Origin of the sequence: Thauera sp. WH-2 (assembly GCF_048321015.1) — a bacterium.
In the GTDB taxonomy this organism is placed as follows: Bacteria; Pseudomonadota; Gammaproteobacteria; order Burkholderiales; family Rhodocyclaceae; genus Thauera.
Map to the genome: position 1 here is coordinate 1 of NZ_JBLWFG010000015.1, position 18,081 is coordinate 18,081.

At 66.3% G+C, this 18,081-nt stretch carries 19 protein-coding genes; 9 read left to right on the forward strand and 10 right to left on the reverse strand.

Translation table 11 applies throughout. The features are described from left to right. Nucleotides 1–45 precede the first annotated feature (45 nt). The 3 genes from ACNKW1_RS15380 to ubiB form a co-directional block, all read right to left on the reverse strand. Nucleotides 46–225 carry a hypothetical protein gene (locus tag ACNKW1_RS15380; RefSeq protein ID WP_418365458.1) on the reverse strand — a complete coding sequence of 60 codons (180 nt, stop codon included), beginning with the start codon at nt 223–225 and terminating at the stop codon, nt 46–48. Between the two features lie 143 nt (nt 226–368). Next, nucleotides 369–1,301, reverse strand: coding sequence for an arginase family protein (locus ACNKW1_RS15385; RefSeq protein ID WP_418365459.1), 933 nt, complete (start codon nt 1,299–1,301; stop codon nt 369–371). Between the two features lie 4 nt (nt 1,302–1,305). Next, nucleotides 1,306–2,835, reverse strand: a complete 1,530-nt coding sequence (gene ubiB / locus ACNKW1_RS15390) for a ubiquinone biosynthesis regulatory protein kinase UbiB (RefSeq protein ID WP_418365460.1) — start codon at nt 2,833–2,835, stop codon at nt 1,306–1,308. A 226-nt stretch (nt 2,836–3,061) separates the two neighbouring features. Between ubiB and argS the strand changes: the two genes are divergently transcribed. The 4 genes from argS (at nt 3,062) to ACNKW1_RS15410 (ending at nt 6,595) form a co-directional block, all read left to right on the forward strand. Further along, entirely contained in the window at nt 3,062–4,825 is a 1,764-nt protein-coding gene (gene argS, locus ACNKW1_RS15395; protein ID WP_418365461.1) for an arginine--tRNA ligase, read from the forward strand. A gap of 16 nt (nt 4,826–4,841) precedes the next feature. Further along, nucleotides 4,842–5,438: an SPOR domain-containing protein gene (locus tag ACNKW1_RS15400; protein ID WP_418365462.1), complete on the forward strand. Its 597-nt coding sequence runs from the start codon at nt 4,842–4,844 to the stop codon at nt 5,436–5,438. A 93-nt stretch (nt 5,439–5,531) separates the two neighbouring features. Beyond that, a complete protein-coding gene (locus tag ACNKW1_RS15405) occupies nt 5,532–6,158 on the forward strand; it encodes a thiol:disulfide interchange protein DsbA/DsbL (protein WP_418365463.1) in 627 nt (208 codons plus the stop codon). A 2-nt stretch (nt 6,159–6,160) separates the two neighbouring features. Further along, nucleotides 6,161–6,595, forward strand: a complete 435-nt coding sequence (locus ACNKW1_RS15410) for a PilZ domain-containing protein (protein ID WP_418365464.1) — start codon at nt 6,161–6,163, stop codon at nt 6,593–6,595. A gap of 51 nt (nt 6,596–6,646) precedes the next feature. On the opposite strand, the gene ACNKW1_RS15415 is transcribed toward ACNKW1_RS15410, so the two are convergent. Both ACNKW1_RS15415 and ACNKW1_RS15420 read right to left on the reverse strand, forming a co-directional pair. Beyond that, entirely contained in the window at nt 6,647–7,780 is a 1,134-nt protein-coding gene (locus ACNKW1_RS15415; RefSeq protein ID WP_418365465.1) for a PilT/PilU family type 4a pilus ATPase, read from the reverse strand. Nucleotides 7,781–7,820: 40 nt separating this feature from the next. Continuing rightward, nucleotides 7,821–8,864, reverse strand: a complete 1,044-nt coding sequence (locus ACNKW1_RS15420) for a type IV pilus twitching motility protein PilT (RefSeq protein WP_418365466.1) — start codon at nt 8,862–8,864, stop codon at nt 7,821–7,823. 114 nt (nt 8,865–8,978) lie between these two features. Here ACNKW1_RS15420 and ACNKW1_RS15425 point away from each other — a divergent pair, with 114 nt between their 5' ends. From ACNKW1_RS15425 to ACNKW1_RS15435, 3 genes are read left to right on the forward strand one after another with little or no spacing between them, the layout of a single operon-like run. Continuing rightward, the gene (locus tag ACNKW1_RS15425) at nt 8,979–9,686 is read left to right on the forward strand and encodes a YggS family pyridoxal phosphate-dependent enzyme (RefSeq protein ID WP_418365467.1); all 708 of its coding nucleotides are present in this window, start codon (nt 8,979–8,981) and stop codon (nt 9,684–9,686) included. 43 nt (nt 9,687–9,729) lie between these two features. Further along, nucleotides 9,730–10,554 carry a pyrroline-5-carboxylate reductase gene (gene proC / locus ACNKW1_RS15430; RefSeq protein ID WP_418365468.1) on the forward strand — a complete coding sequence of 275 codons (825 nt, stop codon included), beginning with the start codon at nt 9,730–9,732 and terminating at the stop codon, nt 10,552–10,554. A gap of 3 nt (nt 10,555–10,557) precedes the next feature. Beyond that, a complete protein-coding gene (locus ACNKW1_RS15435; protein ID WP_418365469.1) occupies nt 10,558–11,139 on the forward strand; it encodes a YggT family protein in 582 nt (193 codons plus the stop codon). Between the two features lie 88 nt (nt 11,140–11,227). Here ACNKW1_RS15435 and ACNKW1_RS15440 read toward each other — a convergent pair whose 3' ends face one another. The 5 genes from ACNKW1_RS15440 to ACNKW1_RS15460 form a co-directional block, all read right to left on the reverse strand. Then, nucleotides 11,228–12,508 carry a dihydroorotase gene (locus ACNKW1_RS15440; protein WP_418365470.1) on the reverse strand — a complete coding sequence of 427 codons (1,281 nt, stop codon included), beginning with the start codon at nt 12,506–12,508 and terminating at the stop codon, nt 11,228–11,230. Between the two features lie 27 nt (nt 12,509–12,535). Next, entirely contained in the window at nt 12,536–13,495 is a 960-nt protein-coding gene (locus ACNKW1_RS15445; protein ID WP_418365471.1) for an aspartate carbamoyltransferase catalytic subunit, read from the reverse strand. 90 nt (nt 13,496–13,585) lie between these two features. Then, complete coding sequence (gene pyrR, locus ACNKW1_RS15450) at nt 13,586–14,089, reverse strand: bifunctional pyr operon transcriptional regulator/uracil phosphoribosyltransferase PyrR (protein ID WP_418365472.1); 504 nt, start codon at nt 14,087–14,089, stop codon at nt 13,586–13,588. Beyond that, complete coding sequence (ruvX, locus tag ACNKW1_RS15455) at nt 14,076–14,537, reverse strand: Holliday junction resolvase RuvX (protein ID WP_418365473.1); 462 nt, start codon at nt 14,535–14,537, stop codon at nt 14,076–14,078. Before ruvX ends, pyrR begins: the two co-directional genes overlap by 14 nt. Then, nucleotides 14,530–15,105 (reverse strand): YqgE/AlgH family protein, encoded by a 576-nt coding sequence (locus ACNKW1_RS15460; RefSeq protein WP_418365474.1) that lies wholly within the window; start codon nt 15,103–15,105, stop codon nt 14,530–14,532. Before ACNKW1_RS15460 ends, ruvX begins: the two co-directional genes overlap by 8 nt. Before the next feature lie 75 nt (nt 15,106–15,180). On the opposite strand from ACNKW1_RS15460, the gene ACNKW1_RS15465 reads away from it, so the two are divergent. Together ACNKW1_RS15465 and ACNKW1_RS15470 are read left to right on the forward strand one after the other, a co-directional pair. Further along, nucleotides 15,181–16,635, forward strand: coding sequence for a cryptochrome/photolyase family protein (locus ACNKW1_RS15465; RefSeq protein WP_418365475.1), 1,455 nt, complete (start codon nt 15,181–15,183; stop codon nt 16,633–16,635). A gap of 173 nt (nt 16,636–16,808) precedes the next feature. After that, a complete protein-coding gene (locus tag ACNKW1_RS15470; protein WP_418365476.1) occupies nt 16,809–17,969 on the forward strand; it encodes a MalY/PatB family protein in 1,161 nt (386 codons plus the stop codon). Nucleotides 17,970–18,081: the final 112 nt, after the last annotated feature.

Here is an 18,081-nt window from a genome sequence, read left to right on the forward strand (position 1 = left end):
GGCATTTTTGAAAGTGCGATCTAGAAAAAACAAGCACTTGCGAGCTTAACTGTCGAACTCGGGGGTCAGCGTCAGGAATTCGATGAAGTACGCCAGTTGCCCCATCGGCGTGGCCGCACCGTCGGCCTCCCAACGAACCTGCACGCGCCCGCCCGCCGTCTGCACCGCGGCGCACGACAAGAGCTTCTCCTCGGCGTGCACACGCTTCAATTCCGACTCACCCATCGTGTTACTCCCTCGATCAACGGCAAACCCGTAGCGCTGCCCGCGCTTGCGGCAAACTACACGTCACCGACTGAGGTTTTTAGGTTGATCGGCCGTGAATTATTGCGCCGATGCAACGCCCGCCCGGCGCTCTTGCGCGTGCCTCATCGGGTGCGCGGGGTGCCGCTGGCGAGCGCGGCTGCCGCGAGACGGGAAATCCAGATCGCGCAGCGTCCGTCCACATCGAGGTCGGGGCGGTATTCGACGATCTCCAGCATGCGGAAGTCGGCGCAATTGCGCAGTGTGCGCAGCGCCGCCTCCAGCGCAAGCGGCTCGAGGCCGTTGGGCTCGGGGCAGGTCACTGCCGGGAAGTGTTGCGGGTCGAGCGCATCCAGGTCCAGGCTCAGGCCGAAGCCCGCACGCTGGTCGGCGCGCACGATGCCGAGCGCCTCCGTGAAGCAGGTCTGCAGTCCGCGCGCGTGGATCTCGTTCGCCGCGAAAACGCGCACGCCAAGGCGTGCAAGCAGGCTGCGTTCCTCCGCTTCCCAGGCCCGCGCGCCGAAGATGCAGGTGCGGGCGGGGTCGAGGGTGGGGCCCTCGATCCCGGCCAGTGCGGCCGGGCCTGCACCCAGCAGTGCTGCGAGCGGCATGCCGTGGATGTTGCCGGAGTGCGTCGTGGTCTCGGTGTGGCTGTCGAGGTGGGCGTCCACCCACAGCAGGCCCGGCGCCAGGCTGGCCTGCCGTCCGAGTCCGCGCCAACTGCCGGCCGCAATCGCATGGTCGCCACCGAGGACGAATGTGCGCGCCGTTGCGGGTGCCGCTGCGAGTGCATCGGCAAGGCGGGCTGCGAAGCGCGCGTTGGTGGCGAGGCGTGCGCTCATCGTGGTGCCTTCGCCAGCGCTTTCGCTCGCGGACGTTTCGGGGGCGAGCAGGGGGGCAGTTTCCAGGGCGAGGCCGAGTTCTGCGCATTGGCGCACCAGGCCGGACCGCAGCAGCGCGGCAGGTGCGTCCGCACTGCCCGGGTGCGGCGCGCCCAGGGCCGAAGCTGCGCCGATGAGCCGGACCGGTGGGGGTGCGCTCGGCTGGGCTGCGTGCATGTGGTCAGCCGAAGAGGCGGTGGAGCTCCAGGCCGAGCAGGGCCATCGCGGCTGCGCCCACGAGCAGCAGCAGGCGGCCATGCATGCGCTGGTTCGCTGCGAGTTCTTCGAGTCGCTGCTGTTGTGCGGTCTGATGACGCTGTGACTCGGTCAGCGCCTGATGCACGAGGCGGGGCAGCTGCGGCAGCGTACCGGCCCAGGCCGGGGCTTCCTCCTTCATGCCGCGCACCAGGGCGCGCACACCCATGCGCTCGTCCATCCAGCGCTCGAGGAAGGGCTTGGCAGTCTTCCACAGGTCGAGCTCGGGATCGAGCTGACGGCCGAGACCCTCGATGTTGAGCAGGGTCTTCTGCAACAGCACGAGCTGCGGCTGTACTTCCATCTCGAAGCGGCGCGCGGTCTGGAACAGGCGCAGCAGGGTCTTGCCGAAGGAAATGTCCTTCAAGGGCTTGTCGAAGATCGGCTCGCATACGGTGCGAATCGCCGCTTCGAATTCGTCTACCCGTGTCTTGGCCGGCACCCAGCCAGCCTCGATGTGGGCGAGCGCCACGCGACGGTAGTCGCGCTTGAAGAAGGCGAGGAAGTTCTGCGCGAGGTAGTTCTTGTCCTCCTCGTTCAGCGTTCCCATGATGCCGAAGTCGAGCGCGATGTAGCGCCCGTCCTGATGCACGAAGATGTTGCCCGGGTGCATGTCGGCGTGGAAGAAGCCGTCGCGGAACACCTGGGTGAAGAAGATCTCCACGCCTGCGCGCGACAGAGCCTTCAGGTCGGTGCCCTGGGCGAGCAGTGCTGGCGTCTGCGAGATCGGCACGCCGCGCATGCGCTCCATCACCATGACCTTGCGGCCGCACCAGTCCCAATAGACCTCGGGCACGATCAGCAGCGACGAATCGGTGAAGTTGCGCCGCAACTGCGAGCAGTTGGCGGCCTCGCGCATCAGGTCGAGTTCGTCGTGCAGGTACTTGCTGAACTCGGCGACCACCTCGCGCGGCTTCAGGCGCCGGCCTTCGGGCCAGATACGCTCCAGCAGCACGGCGGCGACCTCGAGCAGGGCGATATCGTGCTCGATGACGCGTTCGATGCCGGGGCGCAGCACCTTGACCGCGACGTCGGTGCCGTCCGGAAGGCGGGCGAAATGCACCTGCGCCACCGAGGCCGAGGCGACCGGGGTGCGTTCGAAGTCGTCGAACACCTCGTCGATCGGCTTGCCGTAGAAGCCTTCGAGGACTTCCAGCGCCTGCTCGGTGGGAAAGGGGGGGACCCGGTCCTGCAACAAGGCAAGTTCGTCGGCGAGGTCGGGGGGCAGCAGGTCGCGCCGGGTCGACAGCATCTGGCCGAACTTCACGAAGATGGGCCCGAGGGACTCCAGCGCCTGGCGCAGACGCGCGCCGCGCGATTCGGTGAATGTCCGCCAGAAGAAGACCTTGTGCCACACGTGTGCCAGCCGGCCGCTGCTGTCGGCGTCGAGCACCATGCGGTCGAGGCCAAAGCGAAGGCTGACGGAAACAATCTTGACGAGACGGAAGATGCGCACGGTGGAAAGCCGGACAGATGCAAACCGCGGACTTTAGCCCGAAAGTGGCGTGGATGGAACGCGCGCCCCAGTGCTCGCCCGACCGTACCGCCCCCCGCTCCTGCAGGGTCGGCACCCTCCGGGGGCGCGTGCTGTGGGTCTGGCCTGCAAAGCGTGCTCACATCCTCGCCGGGGCGGGGCTTTCCGTTCCGCTATAATCCGCCGTTTCGAATTCAATCCGAGTGCCATGAGCGCCGACCCCAAAGTCCTTCTGACCGATCTGCTGGAAACCGCGCTGAAGAGCGTAGCGCCCGATCAGGTCGATACCCCGATCCTGCTGGAACGCCCGAAACAGGCCAGCCACGGTGATTTCGCCACCAACCTCGCGCTGCAGCTGGCCAAGCCGCTCAAGCGCAATCCGCGCGAACTCGCCAACCTGTTGCTGGCAGAGTTGCCGCCCTCGACGCTGGTCGAGAAGGCCGAGGTTGCCGGTGCGGGCTTCATCAACTTCACCCTGGCAGCCGATGCCAAGACCGCGATCGTGCGCGAGGTGCTGGGCAAGGGTGTGGATTTCGGCCGCGGCGCTGCCAAGGGCGTCAAGGTGCAGGTCGAGTTTGTCTCCGCCAACCCGACCGGACCGCTGCACGTCGGCCATGGCCGTGGCGCGGCCTACGGTGCCTCGCTGTCGGACGTGCTGGCGTTTGCCGGCTACGACGTCACGCGTGAGTATTACGTCAATGACGCCGGCCGCCAGATGGACATCCTGGCGCTGTCGACCTGGCTGCGTTATCTCGCCTTCTTCGGTGTCGAGATTCCTTTCCCGCCCAACGCCTATCAGGGCGATTACGTGATCGACATGGGGCGCGACATGCGCGACGCCCATCAGGACCGCTTTGCGAAGGTAACGGTCGAGCAGGTGCTCGCTGGCACGCCTGGCCTGCCGCCGATCGAGCGCAAGGACGATGAGGCCAAGCAGCAACGCGAGGAGCACCTCGACGCGCTGATCGCCAACGCCAAGAAACTGCTCGGCGAGGACTACCCCTGGGTTCACGGCTTCGCACTCAACGAGCAACTGGGAGACGGTCGCGAGGACCTGCAGGAGTTCGGCGTGCGCTTCGACAAGTGGTTCTCGGAGCAGAGCCTGTTCGACACCGGCCTGGTCGAGCGCGCGGTCGCCCAACTTGAGAAGCAGGGCCACATCTACCTGCAGGACGGCGCCAAGTGGTTCCGCTCCACCGCCTTCGGCGACGAGAAGGACCGCGTCGTGCAGCGCGAGAACGGCTTGTACACCTATTTCGCCTCCGACATCGCCTACCACCTCAACAAGTACGAGCGCGGCTTCGACCGCATCATCGACATCTGGGGCGCCGACCACCACGGCTACATCCCGCGCGTGAAGGGCGCTATCGCCGCGCTCGGCCTGCCGCCGGAAAAGCTCGAGGTGGCGCTGGTGCAGTTCGCGGTGCTGTACCGCAACGGTCAGAAGACCTCGATGTCCACGCGCTCGGGCGAGTTCGTCACCCTGCGTGAACTGCGCAAGGAAGTCGGCAACGATGCGTGCCGCTTCTTTTACGTGCTGCGCAAGTCCGACCAGCACCTGGACTTCGACCTCGACCTCGCCAAGAGCCAGAGCAACGAGAACCCGGTGTACTACGTGCAGTACGCCCACGCCCGGGTGTGCTCGGTGCTCAGCCAGTGGGGCGGGGAGACTGTCGAACTGGCCGAGGCCGATCTCGGCCTGTTGCAGAACGAGCGCGAGCTCGCCCTGTGCGCGCGCCTGGCGAGCTTCACCGAACTGGTGCAGAACGCCGCTGCCGACTACGCGCCGCATCAGGTCGCCTTCTATCTCAAGGATCTAGCTGCCGACTTCCACAGCTGGTACAACGCCGAGCGCATGCTGGTCGAGGACGAGGCACTCAAGCTCGCCCGCCTTGCGCTCGCCGCCGCGGTACGCCAGGTGCTGGTCACCGGACTGAAGATGCTGGGCGTATCCGCGCCCGAGTCGATGTAAGCCACGGAGAGTGCTCGTGAGTCGTGATCGAAAGCCCGTCCGCAAGCCCGCGCGCCCGCCCGCCCGAAGCGCGGGGGGTACGCTCATCGGCATCTTCATCGGGCTGGTGCTCGGAGCGATGATCGCTGCGGGGGCTGCGTGGTATTTCACCCGTTCGAACCCCTTTCAGCCGGCACCTACCGTGCCGCGTGTGGAGGCGCCATCGCAGGGCGGGCCTGCCGCGCTGCCCGGAAAGCCGGGAGACCGGCCGGTCGCGAAGCAGGACTTCGATTTCTATCGCATCCTGCCGCAGGGCGACAATGTGCCCGCACCCGGGCAGGTCGCAGTGCAGCCCGTGCCCGTGGTCGAGGCCGTGCCGCAGCCCGTGCAGCCGTCGCCTGTGCGGCTCTATCTCCAGGTTGGCGCCTTCGAAAATCCGAGCGAAGCCGACAACCTCAAGGCCCGCCTTGCGCTGTCGGGCATCGAGGCCAGCGCGCAGCGTGCCCAGCTTTCCGATGGGCGGGTCGTGCATCGTGTACGCGTGGGACCGTTTGCCACTCCCGAAGACATGAACCCGATGCGGGCCCGCCTGGCCGAGGCCGGATTCAACGCTTCGGTCAGCCGCAACCCCTGAGCGTGGAGGCCGCGCGGTGCGGAACAACCGGCCGTCCGCCGCGTCAGAGCAAGGCCGTATCAACAGCCCCATACCTAGCCAACGGAGTTCTGCATGAATCGTCGTGATGCCCTCAAGCTTGCCGGTCTGACCCTTGCGCTGCCCTATGCAGGCTTGGCGGGGGCGGCCGACCCCTTCCAGGTTCTGGACCCGGCACAGCCGGGTGACGACCCCTCGAAGATCGAAGTGTACGAGTTCTTCCACTACGGTTGCCCGCACTGCAGGGACTTCGATCCGCTGGTTTCGGCGTGGAAGAAGACGCTCGCCGAGGATGTGGTCCTGCGTGTCGTGCCCGCGGTCTGGAACAATGCCCAGCTTGCCGGGCTGGCACGGCTGTATTACACCGCCGAGATCGCAGGGGAACTCGATACGGTCCATTCGACCGTATTTGCAGCGGTCCAGGACGAGAAGCGCCCCCTCTTCAACGAGGAGCAGGTCAGAGAGTTCGTCACCGGCAAGGTCGCCGACCCCGCGAAGTTCATGGAAACCTACAAGTCCTTCGGCGTCGGCTCCTTGGTGCAGCGCTCGGATCAGCTCGCACGCGCGATGAAGATCCAGGGCGTGCCGGCGATCGTCGTCGGCGGCAAGTACCTGACCTCGGCATCAATGACCGGTAGCCATGAGAACACTCTCAAGGTGGCCGATCAACTCATCGCCAGAGTGCGCCAGGAGCGCGGCTGAGGGTGGGGGCGAACGCGCACGCGCACGCGCCGGCTCTCGCGGCCATGGAGGGGGGTGAGCGGCGGCGCATACAGCGCTTCATCGCCTCCCGTCGTGGCGTCCCGTACATCTGGCTGCGCTCGGGTGATCAGCGCACGGCACTGCGCGACATCTCGATCGAGGGTTTCTCGATCGGAGCCGACGTTCCGCTCGGTTCCGGCAGTGTGTTCGAGTTCGTGCTCGAACGCGAAGGCGTTCCGGACCGGATCCGTGGTCGCGCCGAGCCGATGAACTGCATCGAGTCGGCCGGGCAGATCGGCTGCCGCTTCGTGGAGTTGGAAGTTCGTGGCGCCGAGCGCCTTCGCGACTGGCTCATCGCGCTGGTGATCATGAACGCCAGTGTGCGCATCAGCGAAAAGGATGCTGCGGCGATCGTCGCCGGTCCGTCGCTGATCTGAGCGCATTTCCCGGGCGTGCGTCCCTCGACGCCCGCCCGGGGATGGGTGAGCTCAGATCAGGCCGAGATTGCTCAGCGCGCCGTCGGCGATGGGTTCGCCGTGCCGGCTGTTCAGCTTGATCTGCAGGCGCAGGTCGTTGATCGAGTCGGCGTTGCGCAGTGCATCTTCGTAGGTGATGAGTTCGTCCTCGTAGAGCTGGAACAGCGACTGGTCGAAGGTCTGCATGCCGAGCTCGCGGGAGCGCTTCATGATGTCCTTGATCTCGGGGACGTTACCCTTGAAGATCAGGTCGGAAATCAGCGGCGAGTTGAGCAGTACCTCGACCGCGGGCACCCGGCCCTTGCGATCCTTCACCGGCAGCAGGCGCTGCGAGATCATCGCGCGCAGGTTCAGCGACAGGTCCATCAGCAGCTGCGTGCGGCGGTCTTCCGGGAAGAAGTTGATGATCCGGTCGATCGCCTGGTTGGCGCTGTTGGCGTGCAGCGTCGCCAGACACAGGTGCCCGGTCTCGGCGAAGGCGATCGCATAGTCCATGGTCTCGCGGTCGCGGATTTCGCCCATCAGGATCACATCCGGGGCCTGGCGCAGGGTGTTCTTCAGCGCAGCCTCCCAGTTCTCGGTGTCGATGCCGACCTCGCGCTGGGTGACGATACAGTTCTTGTGTGGATGCACGAACTCGATCGGGTCCTCGACCGTGATGATGTGGCCGTAGGTGTTTTCGTTGCGGTAATCGACCATCGCCGCGAGCGAGGTCGTCTTGCCGGTGCCCGTGCCGCCCACGAAGATCACCAGCCCGCGCTTGGAGAGCGCGATGTCGGTGAGCACCGGCGGCAGCCCCAGTTCCTCGAAATTCGGGATCTTCTGCGGAATGGTACGCAGCACCAGCCCGACGCGGCCCTGCTGCACGAAAGCGTTTACGCGGAAGCGCCCGATCCCGGCGGGAGAGATGCCGAAGTTGCACTCCTTGTGGGCCTCGAAGTCGGCGGCCTGGCGGTCGTTCATCACCGCGCGGGCGAGTTCGGAAGTGTGCTGGGGCTGCAGGATCTGGTTGGACTGCGGGATGATCTTGCCGTCGATCTTGATCGCGGGCGGAAAGCCCGCGGTGATGAAGAGGTCGGAACCGTTCTTCTGCAGCATCAGCCGCAGCAGATCGTGCATGAACTTGAGGGCCTGATCGCGTTCCATCTGCTTGTGCTCCTGCGGGCGGGAGAGTGGGGGATGCCGGTCAACCGGCGAAGCTTTCCTTGTTCTGCGCCTTGTGGCGGGCTTCTGCCGCCGAGACCACATTGCGCCGCACCAGGTCGGCGAGGCACTGGTCCAGGGTCTGCATACCCGCGTTCTGGCCGGTCTGGATCGAAGAGTACATCTGCGCGATCTTGTTTTCGCGGATCAGGTTGCGGATCGCGGGGGTGCCGATCATGATCTCGTGCGCCGCCACCCGACCCTGACCATCCTTGGTCTTGAGCAGCGTCTGCGAGATCACCGCACGCAGGGACTCCGACAGCATGGAGCGCACCATGTCCTTTTCCGCTGCGGGAAAGACGTCGACGATACGGTCGATGGTCTTTGCTGCCGACGAGGTGTGCAGGGTGCCGAAAACGAGGTGGCCTGTTTCGGCCGCAGTGAGCGCGAGGCGGATGGTCTCGAGGTCGCGCATCTCGCCCACGAGTACCACGTCCGGGTCTTCGCGCAGCGCGGCGCGCAGGGCGTTGTTGAAGGACATGGTGTCGCGGTGCACCTCGCGCTGGTTGATCAGGCAGCGCTTCGATTCATGCACGAATTCGATTGGATCCTCGACGGTGAGGATGTGGCCATACTCGTTTTCGTTCACGTAATCGACCATCGCCGCGAGCGTAGTGGACTTCCCGGAGCCGGTCGGCCCGGTGACGAGCACGATGCCGCGCGGCTGGCTGGCGATATCCTTGAAGATCTTCGGGCAGTTCAGTTCTTCAAGCGAAAGTACCTTGGAGGGAATGGTACGGAAGACGGCTGCGCCGCCGCGATTCTGGTTGAAGGCGTTGACGCGGAAGCGGGCGAGGTTGGGCACGGCGAAGGAGAAGTCGCACTCCCAGGTTTCCTCGAACTGCTTGCGCTGCCCGTCGTTCATGATGTCGTACACCATGCCGTGCACTTCCTTGTGCTCGAGTGGCGGCAGGTTGATGCGCCGGACATCGCCATGTACGCGGATCATGGGCGGCAGACCGGCGGAAAGGTGGAGGTCGGAGGCCTTGTTCTTGACCGCGAAGGCGAGCAGTTCGGTGATGTCCATGGTCTTTCCGGCGCAGTGGCGCCCCGTATGCGGGGCAGGTTGAACGAAAATCGGGCGAACAGCGCAATGCTATACTTTTCGCGCTTCGCTCCCCAAGGAAATAGGCCACGAATCATGACGACAATCGCCGAGCGCCTGCTTGCCGTCCGCAGCCGTGTCGCGGCCGCTGCCCACGCTGTCGGGCGTTCCACTGATGATGTCCGGCTCATGGCCGTCAGCAAGACCTGGCCGGCCGAAGCGGTGCGCGAGGCGGCCGAGGCTGGACAGCGCGTGTTTGGTGAAAACTACGTCCAGGAGGGCGTGGACAAGGTCGAGGCCCTGCGCGGGATGGGGCTGGAGTGGCATTTCATCGGTCCGCTGCAGAGCAACAAGACGCGGCCGGTGGCGAACGCCTTTGACTGGGTGCACAGCATCGACCGGCTGAAGATCGCCGAACGTCTGTCCGCACAGCGCGATGTGCACCTGGCGCCGCTGAACGTGTGCGTCCAGGTCAATGTCAGCGGTGAGGACAGCAAGAGCGGCGTCGCGCCCGAGCAGGCGATCGAGCTGGCGCACGCGGTTGCCGTTCTCCCACAGCTTCGCTTGCGCGGCCTGATGTGCATTCCCGAGCCGACTGAGGATGTGGCACTTCTGCGTGCCCGCTTCGGCTTGCTGCGCAGTCTGCGTGATGCGCTCCTCAAAGGTGGTCTGGAAGTCGATACGCTCTCGATGGGCATGTCGCACGACATCGAGCCGGCCATTGCCGAAGGGGCGACCATCGTGCGCGTCGGCACCGCGATCTTCGGCGAGCGGCAGACGCGGGTGGGCGTCACATCGGCCTGATCGGCGCCTGCGCGCACATCAGACTTTATCTCGAGGTCATTGAATGAAGATTACCTTCCTCGGTGGTGGCAACATGGCCACTGCCCTCATCGGCGGAATGCTGGAACGTGGCTTCTTGCCTGCAGACATCCAGGTCGTGGAACTCGGCAGCGAGGCGTGCGCGGTACTCGAGGGCCGGTTCAGCGTGCGCGCGGTGGCGGCCTTCGACGAGGCTGCGCTGGACTGCGATGTGGTCGTGCTCGCGGTCAAGCCGCAGCAGATGAAGCTGGCGCTTGCTCCGCTCGCGGGGCGCCTCGACGGGCAACTCGTGATCAGCATCGCCGCCGGCCTGCGCCTGGCCGACCTCGGCCGCTGGCTGGGGGGGCAAGGGCGCCCGTACACCCGCCTGGTGCGCTGCATGCCCAACACCCCCGCGCTGATCGGTGCCGGTGTGACCGGCCTGTACGCGGATCCCTCGGTGGATGCCGCCGGGCGTGAGGACGCCGAGCGCATCCTCAGCGCGGTGGGCAGCACGGTGTGGGCCGAAACCGAGGCGCAGATGGATGCGGTGACGGCGATCTCGGGTAGTGGCCCGGCGTATGTGTTTCACTTCATCGAGGCGCTGGAAGCTGCGGGCCAGCGCCTGGGCTTCGATGAGGTGGCCGCGCGCCGGCTGGCGATCGACACCGTGCTCGGCGCGGCGAAGCTGGCCGCGGGCTCGGCGGACGCGCCCGCAGTGCTGCGCCAGAAGGTGACGTCCAAGGGCGGCACGACGGAGGCGGCACTGGCCCATCTGGCTGGTGCAGGCTGGCACGATGTGCTGGTCGCCGCGGTTGGCGCCGCCGAGGCGCGGGGCCGCGAACTCGGTGAATTACTCGGAAAGGACTAGGCGATGCTCGCGAACATCCTGTTGCTGGTGGTTGACGTGCTCGCCAGCTTCATCACGCTCATGCTGCTGGCGCGCTTCTACATGCAGTGGCAGCGCATATCCTTCCGCAACCAGCTCGGCCAGTTCGTGGTCAGCACCACCGACTGGGCCGTGCGTCCGCTGCGTCGTGTCGTGCCTGGCCTGTTCGGGCTCGACATGGCCAGCCTGCTGCCGGCCTGGGTGGTGCAGGTGCTGCTGGTGGCCTTCGAGCTCAGTTTGCATGGTGCCGCCTTCAGCGGTGATTCCGCGTCGGTGCTGGCCGGTCTGCTGGGCGTGGGGCTGATCGAACTGCTGCGAATGATGGTGTACCTGCTGTTTGCAGTCGTGCTCGGCTCGGCGATCCTGTCCTGGGTGAGCCCGCACGCGCCGCTGGCACCGGTGCTGCACTCGCTTGCTGCGCCGTTCCTGCGTCCCTTCCGTCGCGTGGTTCCGACCATTGCCAATGTCGACCTCTCTCCGCTGGTGTTACTGCTGGTGCTGCAGATCGTGTTGATGGTGCTCGCCGGGGTGCGCAACGGCTTCGCGCCCCTGCTGTTCGGCGCCTGATCTCCGCGTTGGCGTTTGAACGAAAAGGGGCAGCCGCAACCGGCTGCCCCTTTTCGTTCAAGGCCGGCGACCGGGCGCCGGCGAGGATTCAGCGGCCTTCGTACATCACCTGGCCCTCGACCAGGGTGTAGCGCACCTTTCCGGGTAGTTCCATGCCGAGGAAGGGCGTGTTCTTGCCCTGGCTCTTCAGCCCCTCGCGGGTGACGATGCCGTGGGCTGCTGGATCGAAGACGCATACGTCGGCGCGTGCGCCGACCGAAAGGTGGCCGGCCTTGGTGATGCCGACGATCTTCGCCGCGTCCGAGGTGATGCGGGCGAGGCCGTCGAGCAGCGAAAGACCAGCGCGGTCCGCCCACTTCAGCGTCAGCGGCAGCAGGAGCTCGAGTCCGGTGGCCCCGGGCTCGGACTCGGAGAATGGGGTCTGCTTGCCATCATCGTCCACCGGCGTGTGGTCCGAGCACAGGGCGTTGATGCGGCCGTCAGCGAGTCCCTTGCAGAGCGCCTCACGGTCGCGCTGGCTGCGCAGCGGCGGGATCAGGTGGCAATTGGGGTCGAAATAGCCGATATCCATGTCGCACAGATGGACGTGGTTGATCGATACGTCGCAGGTCACGTCCATCCCTTCGGTGCGCGCCTGGTCGATCAAGGCGAGGCCGGCGGCCGAGGACAGGCGGGTAATGTGCAGGCGCGCACCAGTGGCCTTGGCCAGTTCGAGGTAGGTGTACAGTCCCACCGTCTCGGCCGCGACCGGGATGCCGGTGAGGCCCAGGCGGGTGGCGACCTCGCCGTCGTGCGCGTGACCAATGCGCGACAGGAAGGGTGCAAGCGGCTGCAGCCAGACGCGGAAATCGAAGGTTGCGGCGTACTGTAGCGCCCGCATCAGCACGGCGTTGTCCACGACCGGCACATTGGCTTGCGAGAAGGCCACGCAGCCGGCTTCGACCAGTTCGGCCATCTCCGACAGGCGCTCGCCCTTGAGGCCGAGCGTGAGTGCTCCGACCGGGTAGATGTGGGCGCGGTTCAGCTTCTTGGCGCGGTAGGTCAGCATCTCGACCAGGCCGGGCTCGTCGAGTGCCGGGTCGGTGTCGGGCGGGATCGCCAGGCTGGTGACGCCACCGGCCATCGCCGCCTCCATCTCGGACTCGAGTGTGGCGCGGTATTCGAACCCGGGTTCGCGCAGGCGCGCGGCGAGGTCGATGAAGCCGGGGGCGACCACGAGGCCGTTGGCGTCGATCGTACGCTCGGCGACGAAGCCCTGCGGGGCCTGACCGAGGGCGACGATCTTGCCGCCCGAAACATAGACGTCTTGCACCGCGTCGCTGCGGTTGGCCGGGTCGATGACGCGGCCCTTGGAAATCAGGATGTTCATGCTCGTTCGTCTTCCGGTGGCGGGCGCTCAGCGGCTGCCCAGCATGCTCATGACCGCCATGCGCACGGCGATGCCGAAGGTGACCTGGGGCAGGATGACCGCCTGCGCGCCATCCGCTACCGCCGAGTCGATCTCGACGCCGCGGTTCATCGGACCGGGGTGCATCACGATGGCGTCGGGCTTGGCGAGCGCGAGCTTCTCGGCGGTCAGGCCCCAGATCTTGTAGTACTCCTGCGGCGTGGGTAGCAGCGCGCCATTCATGCGCTCGTTCTGCAGGCGCAGCATCATCACCACGTCGACGCCCTTCAGGCCCTCGCGCATGTCGTGGAACACGCGGACGCCGAGCTTCTCGACTTCGGTCGGCAGCAGGGTCTTGGGGCCGATTACGCGCACCTCGGGCACACCGAGTGTGGTCAGCGCGGCAATCTGGCTGCGCGCGACGCGCGAGTGCAGCACGTCGCCGACGATCGCCACCGTCAGGTTGCTGAAGTCCTGCTTGAAGTGGCGGATCGTATACATGTCCAGCAGGCCCTGGGTCGGGTGCGCATGCCGCCCGTCGCCGGCGTTGACCACGCTGATGTGTTCGCGCCGGGTATTGCGCAGGTGCTGGGCGATCAGCATCGGCGCGCCGCTGGCGGCATGGCGCACGACGAACATGTCGGCCTGCATCGCACACAGGTTGTCGACGGTGTCGAGCAGGCTCTCGCCCTTGGCCGCCGAGCTGGTGTTGATGTTGAGGTTCACCACGTCGGCCGACAGCCGCTTGGCGGCAATCTCGAAAGTGGTGCGGGTGCGTGTCGAGTTCTCGAAGAACAGGTTGAACACGCTCTTGCCGCGCAGCAGCGGCAGCTTCTTGACCTCGCGCTCGGCGACTTCGGTGAAGGGCGCGGCGGTGTCGAGGATGGCGGTGAGGATGTCGCGCGGCAGACCGTCTAGCGTGAGCAGGTGCTGCAGTTCGCCGTGCTGGTTGAGCTGGGGGTGGCGCATCGGGCGTGCCTCGGTGTCAGCGAGTGGGCAGGAAAGGGAGAGGGTGATGAGAAGACGGAGCAGCGCGGTCGCGCTGTGTCCGTACGGCGGTTATTCGTTCCCGGTCAGCTCGAGTGTGAACCGGCCGTTCTCGTCGCGCTGCAACTGCAGGCTCTGCTCGCGCGGCAGCGCCTGGGGCGGGGTGTGTGCGCAGTAGCGCGCAGCGATCGGCAGTTCACGGCTGCCACGGTCGGCCAGTACGGCGAGTTCGACCATCGCCGGGCGTCCGAAATCGAACAGTTCGTTGAGTGCAGCCCGAGTGGTGCGCCCCGTGTACAGCACGTCATCGACGAGGATCACATGCGCGCCATCCACGTTGAAGGGGATCTCGGTGCGCTGGGGGCTGGCATGCAGACCCTTGCTGCCGTAGTCGTCGCGGTAAAACGAGACGTCAATCGCGCCCAGTGGCTGGCTGATGCCGAGCTCGGCGTGCAGCCGCTCGGCCAGCCACAGGCCGCCGGTGTAGATGCCTACGAGCGCTGTCTTAGGCGTGACGTGGGGGCGAATCTGCTCGGCGAGCTGCCGGTAGAGGGCTTCGGCGTCAAGGTTCTTCATGGCGTCGGGTGTCCAGGAAAGTTTGCAGGATGAGCCGCGCGGAGGCTGCGTCGAGTACCGCTTTGCGTTCGCGCCAGTGCTTGCGGCCGGCGTCGGCGAGCTCGCGTTCGGCCGCCACCGAAGACAGGCGTTCGTCGGCGGTGAATACGGGTAGCCCGAAGCGGCCGTGGAGTTGGTTCGCGAAGCGGTGACAGCGCGCGGTAAGCTCGTGCGCCGTGCCGTCGAGGTGGGTGGGAATGCCGACCACGAGGGCGATCGGCCGCCATTCCTCGATCAAGGCGGCAATTGCCCGGAAGCGGGCGTCGCTGGCCTCTTCGTGCACGGTGGTGAGCGCGCTGGCCTGGCAGGTTTCCAGCTCGCCGCTGGCAATGCCGATGCGCGCGAGGCCGAAGTCGAATCCGAGAACGGTGCCGCGCGCGGGCAGGGCGGCGGCAACCGCGTCAGGCATGCCCGGCAACCTCGCTCAGGTTGGTGAAGTCGACGCCCAGCTTCTGCATCGCGGCGGCAAGCCGCTCTTCGGGTGGCAGATCGAATACGATGGCCATGTCTGCGGGTACGGTGAGCCAGGCGTTGTCGAGCAGTTCCTGCTCGAGCTGGCCCGCGGCCCAGCCGGCGTAGCCAAGGGTGACGAGCACCTGCTCCGGCTTGCCGTTCGCGCCGATGGCCTGGAGCACGTCGCGGCTGCTGGTCAGGCCGACCTCGTCGGTCACCTTGAGCGTGGAGTGCCAGTCGCCGAGTGGCCGGTGCAGCACGAAGCCGCGGTCGGTCTGCACCGGGCCACCGAAATACACCGGCTGGGCGGCAAAGCCTTCGGCTTCCAGTGGGAGTTCGATGCGCTCGAAAAGCGTGGCGAGCGTCATGTCGATCGGCCGGTTCACGATGAGACCGAGCGCGCCCTGGTCATTGTGTTCGGCGATATAGGTCAGGGTGCGCGCGAAGTGAGGATCGACCATGTTGGGCATGGCGATCAGGAAGTGGTGTGTGAAATTGGCCGTGGGCGTATCCATGGACGGCATTTTACGCCCATCGACCCCGTTCTTGGCGCTACGGGCTGGGTCATAATGCAGGCTTTATTTGTCCTGGACAGATCAATGCCTTCCGCTCTCGTCTGGTTTCGTCGCGATCTGCGCAGCTTTGACCATGCGGCCCTCCATCATGCCCTGCGCTTCGCCGATCGCGTGCATTGTGCCTTCGTGTTCGACACCGCGATCCTGGAGGCGCTGCCCTCGCGCCGGGATCGCCGTGTCGAGTTCATCCATGCCAGCTTGATCGAGCTCGATGAAGCGCTCGGGGCCATGGCGCGCGCAGCGGGAGGGGTGGGGGCTGGGGTGATCGTGCGCCACGGCCGTGCCGAGGATGTGCTGCCGCGCCTCGCCGCAGTGCTCGGCGTGGACAAGGTCGTCGCCAACCGCGACTATGAACCCGGCGCGATCGTGCGTGACAGCCGGGTGGCGCAGGCGCTCGCGGAAGCCGGCATCGGCTACGAGGATTTCAAGGACCAGGTGATCTTCGAGCGCGACGAGGTGCTGACGCAGGCAGGCAAGTCCTACAGCGTGTTCACGCCATACAAGACCGCCTGGCTCAAGGCGATTGATGATTTCCAGCTCAAGGCGTATCCAGTGGAGAAATACGCCGCGCACCTGGCGCCGAAGCCGATGGGTGAAACTCTGCCCAGCCTGGCCGATATCGGCTTCGAACCCGCCGGGCTCGCCGAGCTGAACCTGCCCACGGGCATGCGTGGCGGACGGCGGTTGTTCGAGGACTTCGCCGCGCGCATCGACCGCTACAAGCGCGCGCGCGATTTTCCTGCGGTGAAGGGCGTCAGCTATCTGTCCACGCATCTGCGCTTCGGCACGGTGTCGATCCGCCAACTCGCCGCGCACGCTCGAGCCCGAGGCGGCGAGGGTGCCGACAGCTGGCTGTCGGAGCTGATCTGGCGCGACTTCTATCACCAGATCCTGTGGCACAACCCGCGGGTGGTCGATCACGCCTTCCGTCCGGAGTATGAGGCGGTCAAATGGGATGATGCCCCCGAGCGCTTCGCCGCATGGTGCGAGGCGCGCACGGGCTACCCGATCGTGGACGCGGCGATGCGCCAGTTGAACCAGACCGGCTGGATGCATAACCGGCTGCGCATGATCGTGGCCTCCTTTCTCACAAAAGACCTCGGCATCGACTGGCGCCTCGGTGAGCGCTACTTCGCCGCCCGGCTCAACGATTACGATCTCGCTGCCAACAACGGTGGCTGGCAGTGGGCGGCCTCCACCGGGTGCGATGCGCAGCCCTGGTTCCGCATCTTCAATCCCGTCACCCAGTCGGAAAAGTTCGACCCCGAGGGCCGCTTCATCCGCCGCTACCTGCCCGAACTTGCACGTGTGCCCGACAAGTTCATCCACGCGCCATGGACCCTGGGTGGCATCGACCAGACGGCGTGCCGTACCAAGATCGGTGTCGACTACCCGGAACCGATCGTGGACCACGCTGCCGCACGCGAGCACACCCTGCAACGCTTCGGGGTGGTAAAGAACGACGGGCAAGCTGGATAGGCTCTCCGTCGGCCGCCTCCACGCAGTTTCCCTGCACAAGGCGGCGCGTGTAGGCGGTGGCTTCGATTCCGGTCCCGCTGATGGATCGCAGCTGCACCAACCATCGCTCAAGGGCTGCGCCCTCCACCCCGATGCGGGACAATGCCCCTCGCGCAACCTCCGACGCTCTCGCCATGACCGCCCCCGCCTTCGATTTCGACCGCATCATCGACCGCCGCAGCCTGCCAAGCGAAAAGTGGGGCCGCTACGCGGGGCGGGACGTCCTGCCCCTGTGGGTCGCCGACATGGACTTTGCGGCGCCGCCCGCCGTGGTCGAGGCGCTCCATCGCCGGATCGATCATGGCGTGTTCGGCTACACCGACGCCTGGCCGTCCCTGGTCGAGGCGGTCGTCGAGGGGCTGCAGCGTGACCATGGCTGGACCATAGATCCCGACTGGCTGGTCTGGCTTCCGGGTGTGGTGACGGGCTTCAACCTGGCCTGTGCGATCGCCGGCAAACCGGGCGACGGGGTGCTCACCGCGGCGCCGGTGTACCCGCCCTTCCTGTCCGCACCGGAGAACACGGACCGGGTGCTGCAGCGCTGCGAACTGGTGCTTCAGGAGGGGCGCTGGGGTTGGGACTGGGCGGCGCTGGAGGCGAGTGTTGATGCGCGTAGCCAGATGTTGCTGCTGTGCTCGCCGCATAACCCGGTGGGGCGCGTTTTCGACGAAGCGGAACTGCGCCGACTGGCGGATTTCGCGCGCCAGCACGACCTCCTGATCTGCTCCGATGAGATCCACTGCGGCCTGGTGCTCGACGAAGACTGCCGGCATCGCCCGATCGCTGCGCTGGATGCCGATGCGGCGCAGCGCACGATCACGCTGATGGCGCCGTCCAAGACCTGGAACGTCCCAGCGCTGTACTGCGCCTTCGCCGTCATTCCGGACGCTGGGCTGCGCCGGCGCTACCGTCACGCGATGCGCGGCATCGTGCCGCATGTGAACGTGCTCGGCATGGTCGCGGCCGAGGCCGCCTACCGCGATGGTGACCCCTGGCGGCAGGCGCTGCTCGCCTATCTGCGTGGCAACCGCGACCGGGTCATGGAGGCGGTCGCGGCCATGCCGGGCATCTCGCTAGCACGACCGGAGGCGACTTATCTGGCGTGGCTCGATTGTCGTGAGCTCATCGCGGAATACAACATCGGGGATGTCGCAGCGTTCTTTGAGGCAGCCGGTGTCGGCTTGTCCGACGGGCGCTACTTCGGTGCGCCCGGGTGGCTGCGGCTCAATTTTGGCTGCCCGCGTGCGACACTGGACGAGGCCCTCGCCCGCATGGCCGCGGCCACCGGCGCCTGAGCGCCTGCGGCCTCGTCCGTGTTACTTGCGGGCCCTTATCCGCCGGGCCTGAAGTTCACCCCTGCGTGCGCTCATCGGCGAGCGCCGCGGCGCGTTCGGCCGCACGCCTGCG

Bases quoted from the DNA above. Each gene is read 5' to 3' on its own strand.
- ACNKW1_RS15405 (WP_418365463.1), top strand. From the start codon at position 5,532: ATGAATCGTCGTGATGCCCTCAAGCTTGCCGGTCTGACCCTTGCGCTG.
- ACNKW1_RS15420 (WP_418365466.1), bottom strand. From the start codon at position 8,864: ATGGACATCACCGAACTGCTCGCCTTCGCGGTCAAGAACAAGGCCTCC.
- argS (WP_418365461.1), top strand. From the start codon at position 3,062: ATGAGCGCCGACCCCAAAGTCCTTCTGACCGATCTGCTGGAAACCGCG.
- ACNKW1_RS15460 (WP_418365474.1), bottom strand. From the start codon at position 15,105: ATGCCGTCCATGGATACGCCCACGGCCAATTTCACACACCACTTCCTG.
- ACNKW1_RS15380 (WP_418365458.1), bottom strand. From the start codon at position 225: ATGGGTGAGTCGGAATTGAAGCGTGTGCACGCCGAGGAGAAGCTCTTG.
- ACNKW1_RS15465 (WP_418365475.1), top strand. From the start codon at position 15,181: ATGCCTTCCGCTCTCGTCTGGTTTCGTCGCGATCTGCGCAGCTTTGAC.
- ACNKW1_RS15425 (WP_418365467.1), top strand. From the start codon at position 8,979: ATGACGACAATCGCCGAGCGCCTGCTTGCCGTCCGCAGCCGTGTCGCG.
- ACNKW1_RS15470 (WP_418365476.1), top strand. From the start codon at position 16,809: ATGACCGCCCCCGCCTTCGATTTCGACCGCATCATCGACCGCCGCAGC.
- ACNKW1_RS15385 (WP_418365459.1), bottom strand. From the start codon at position 1,301: ATGCACGCAGCCCAGCCGAGCGCACCCCCACCGGTCCGGCTCATCGGC.
- pyrR (WP_418365472.1), bottom strand. From the start codon at position 14,089: ATGAAGAACCTTGACGCCGAAGCCCTCTACCGGCAGCTCGCCGAGCAG.
- ruvX (WP_418365473.1), bottom strand. From the start codon at position 14,537: ATGCCTGACGCGGTTGCCGCCGCCCTGCCCGCGCGCGGCACCGTTCTC.
- proC (WP_418365468.1), top strand. From the start codon at position 9,730: ATGAAGATTACCTTCCTCGGTGGTGGCAACATGGCCACTGCCCTCATC.
- ACNKW1_RS15445 (WP_418365471.1), bottom strand. From the start codon at position 13,495: ATGCGCCACCCCCAGCTCAACCAGCACGGCGAACTGCAGCACCTGCTC.
- ACNKW1_RS15440 (WP_418365470.1), bottom strand. From the start codon at position 12,508: ATGAACATCCTGATTTCCAAGGGCCGCGTCATCGACCCGGCCAACCGC.
- ACNKW1_RS15435 (WP_418365469.1), top strand. From the start codon at position 10,558: ATGCTCGCGAACATCCTGTTGCTGGTGGTTGACGTGCTCGCCAGCTTC.
- ACNKW1_RS15415 (WP_418365465.1), bottom strand. From the start codon at position 7,780: ATGGAACGCGATCAGGCCCTCAAGTTCATGCACGATCTGCTGCGGCTG.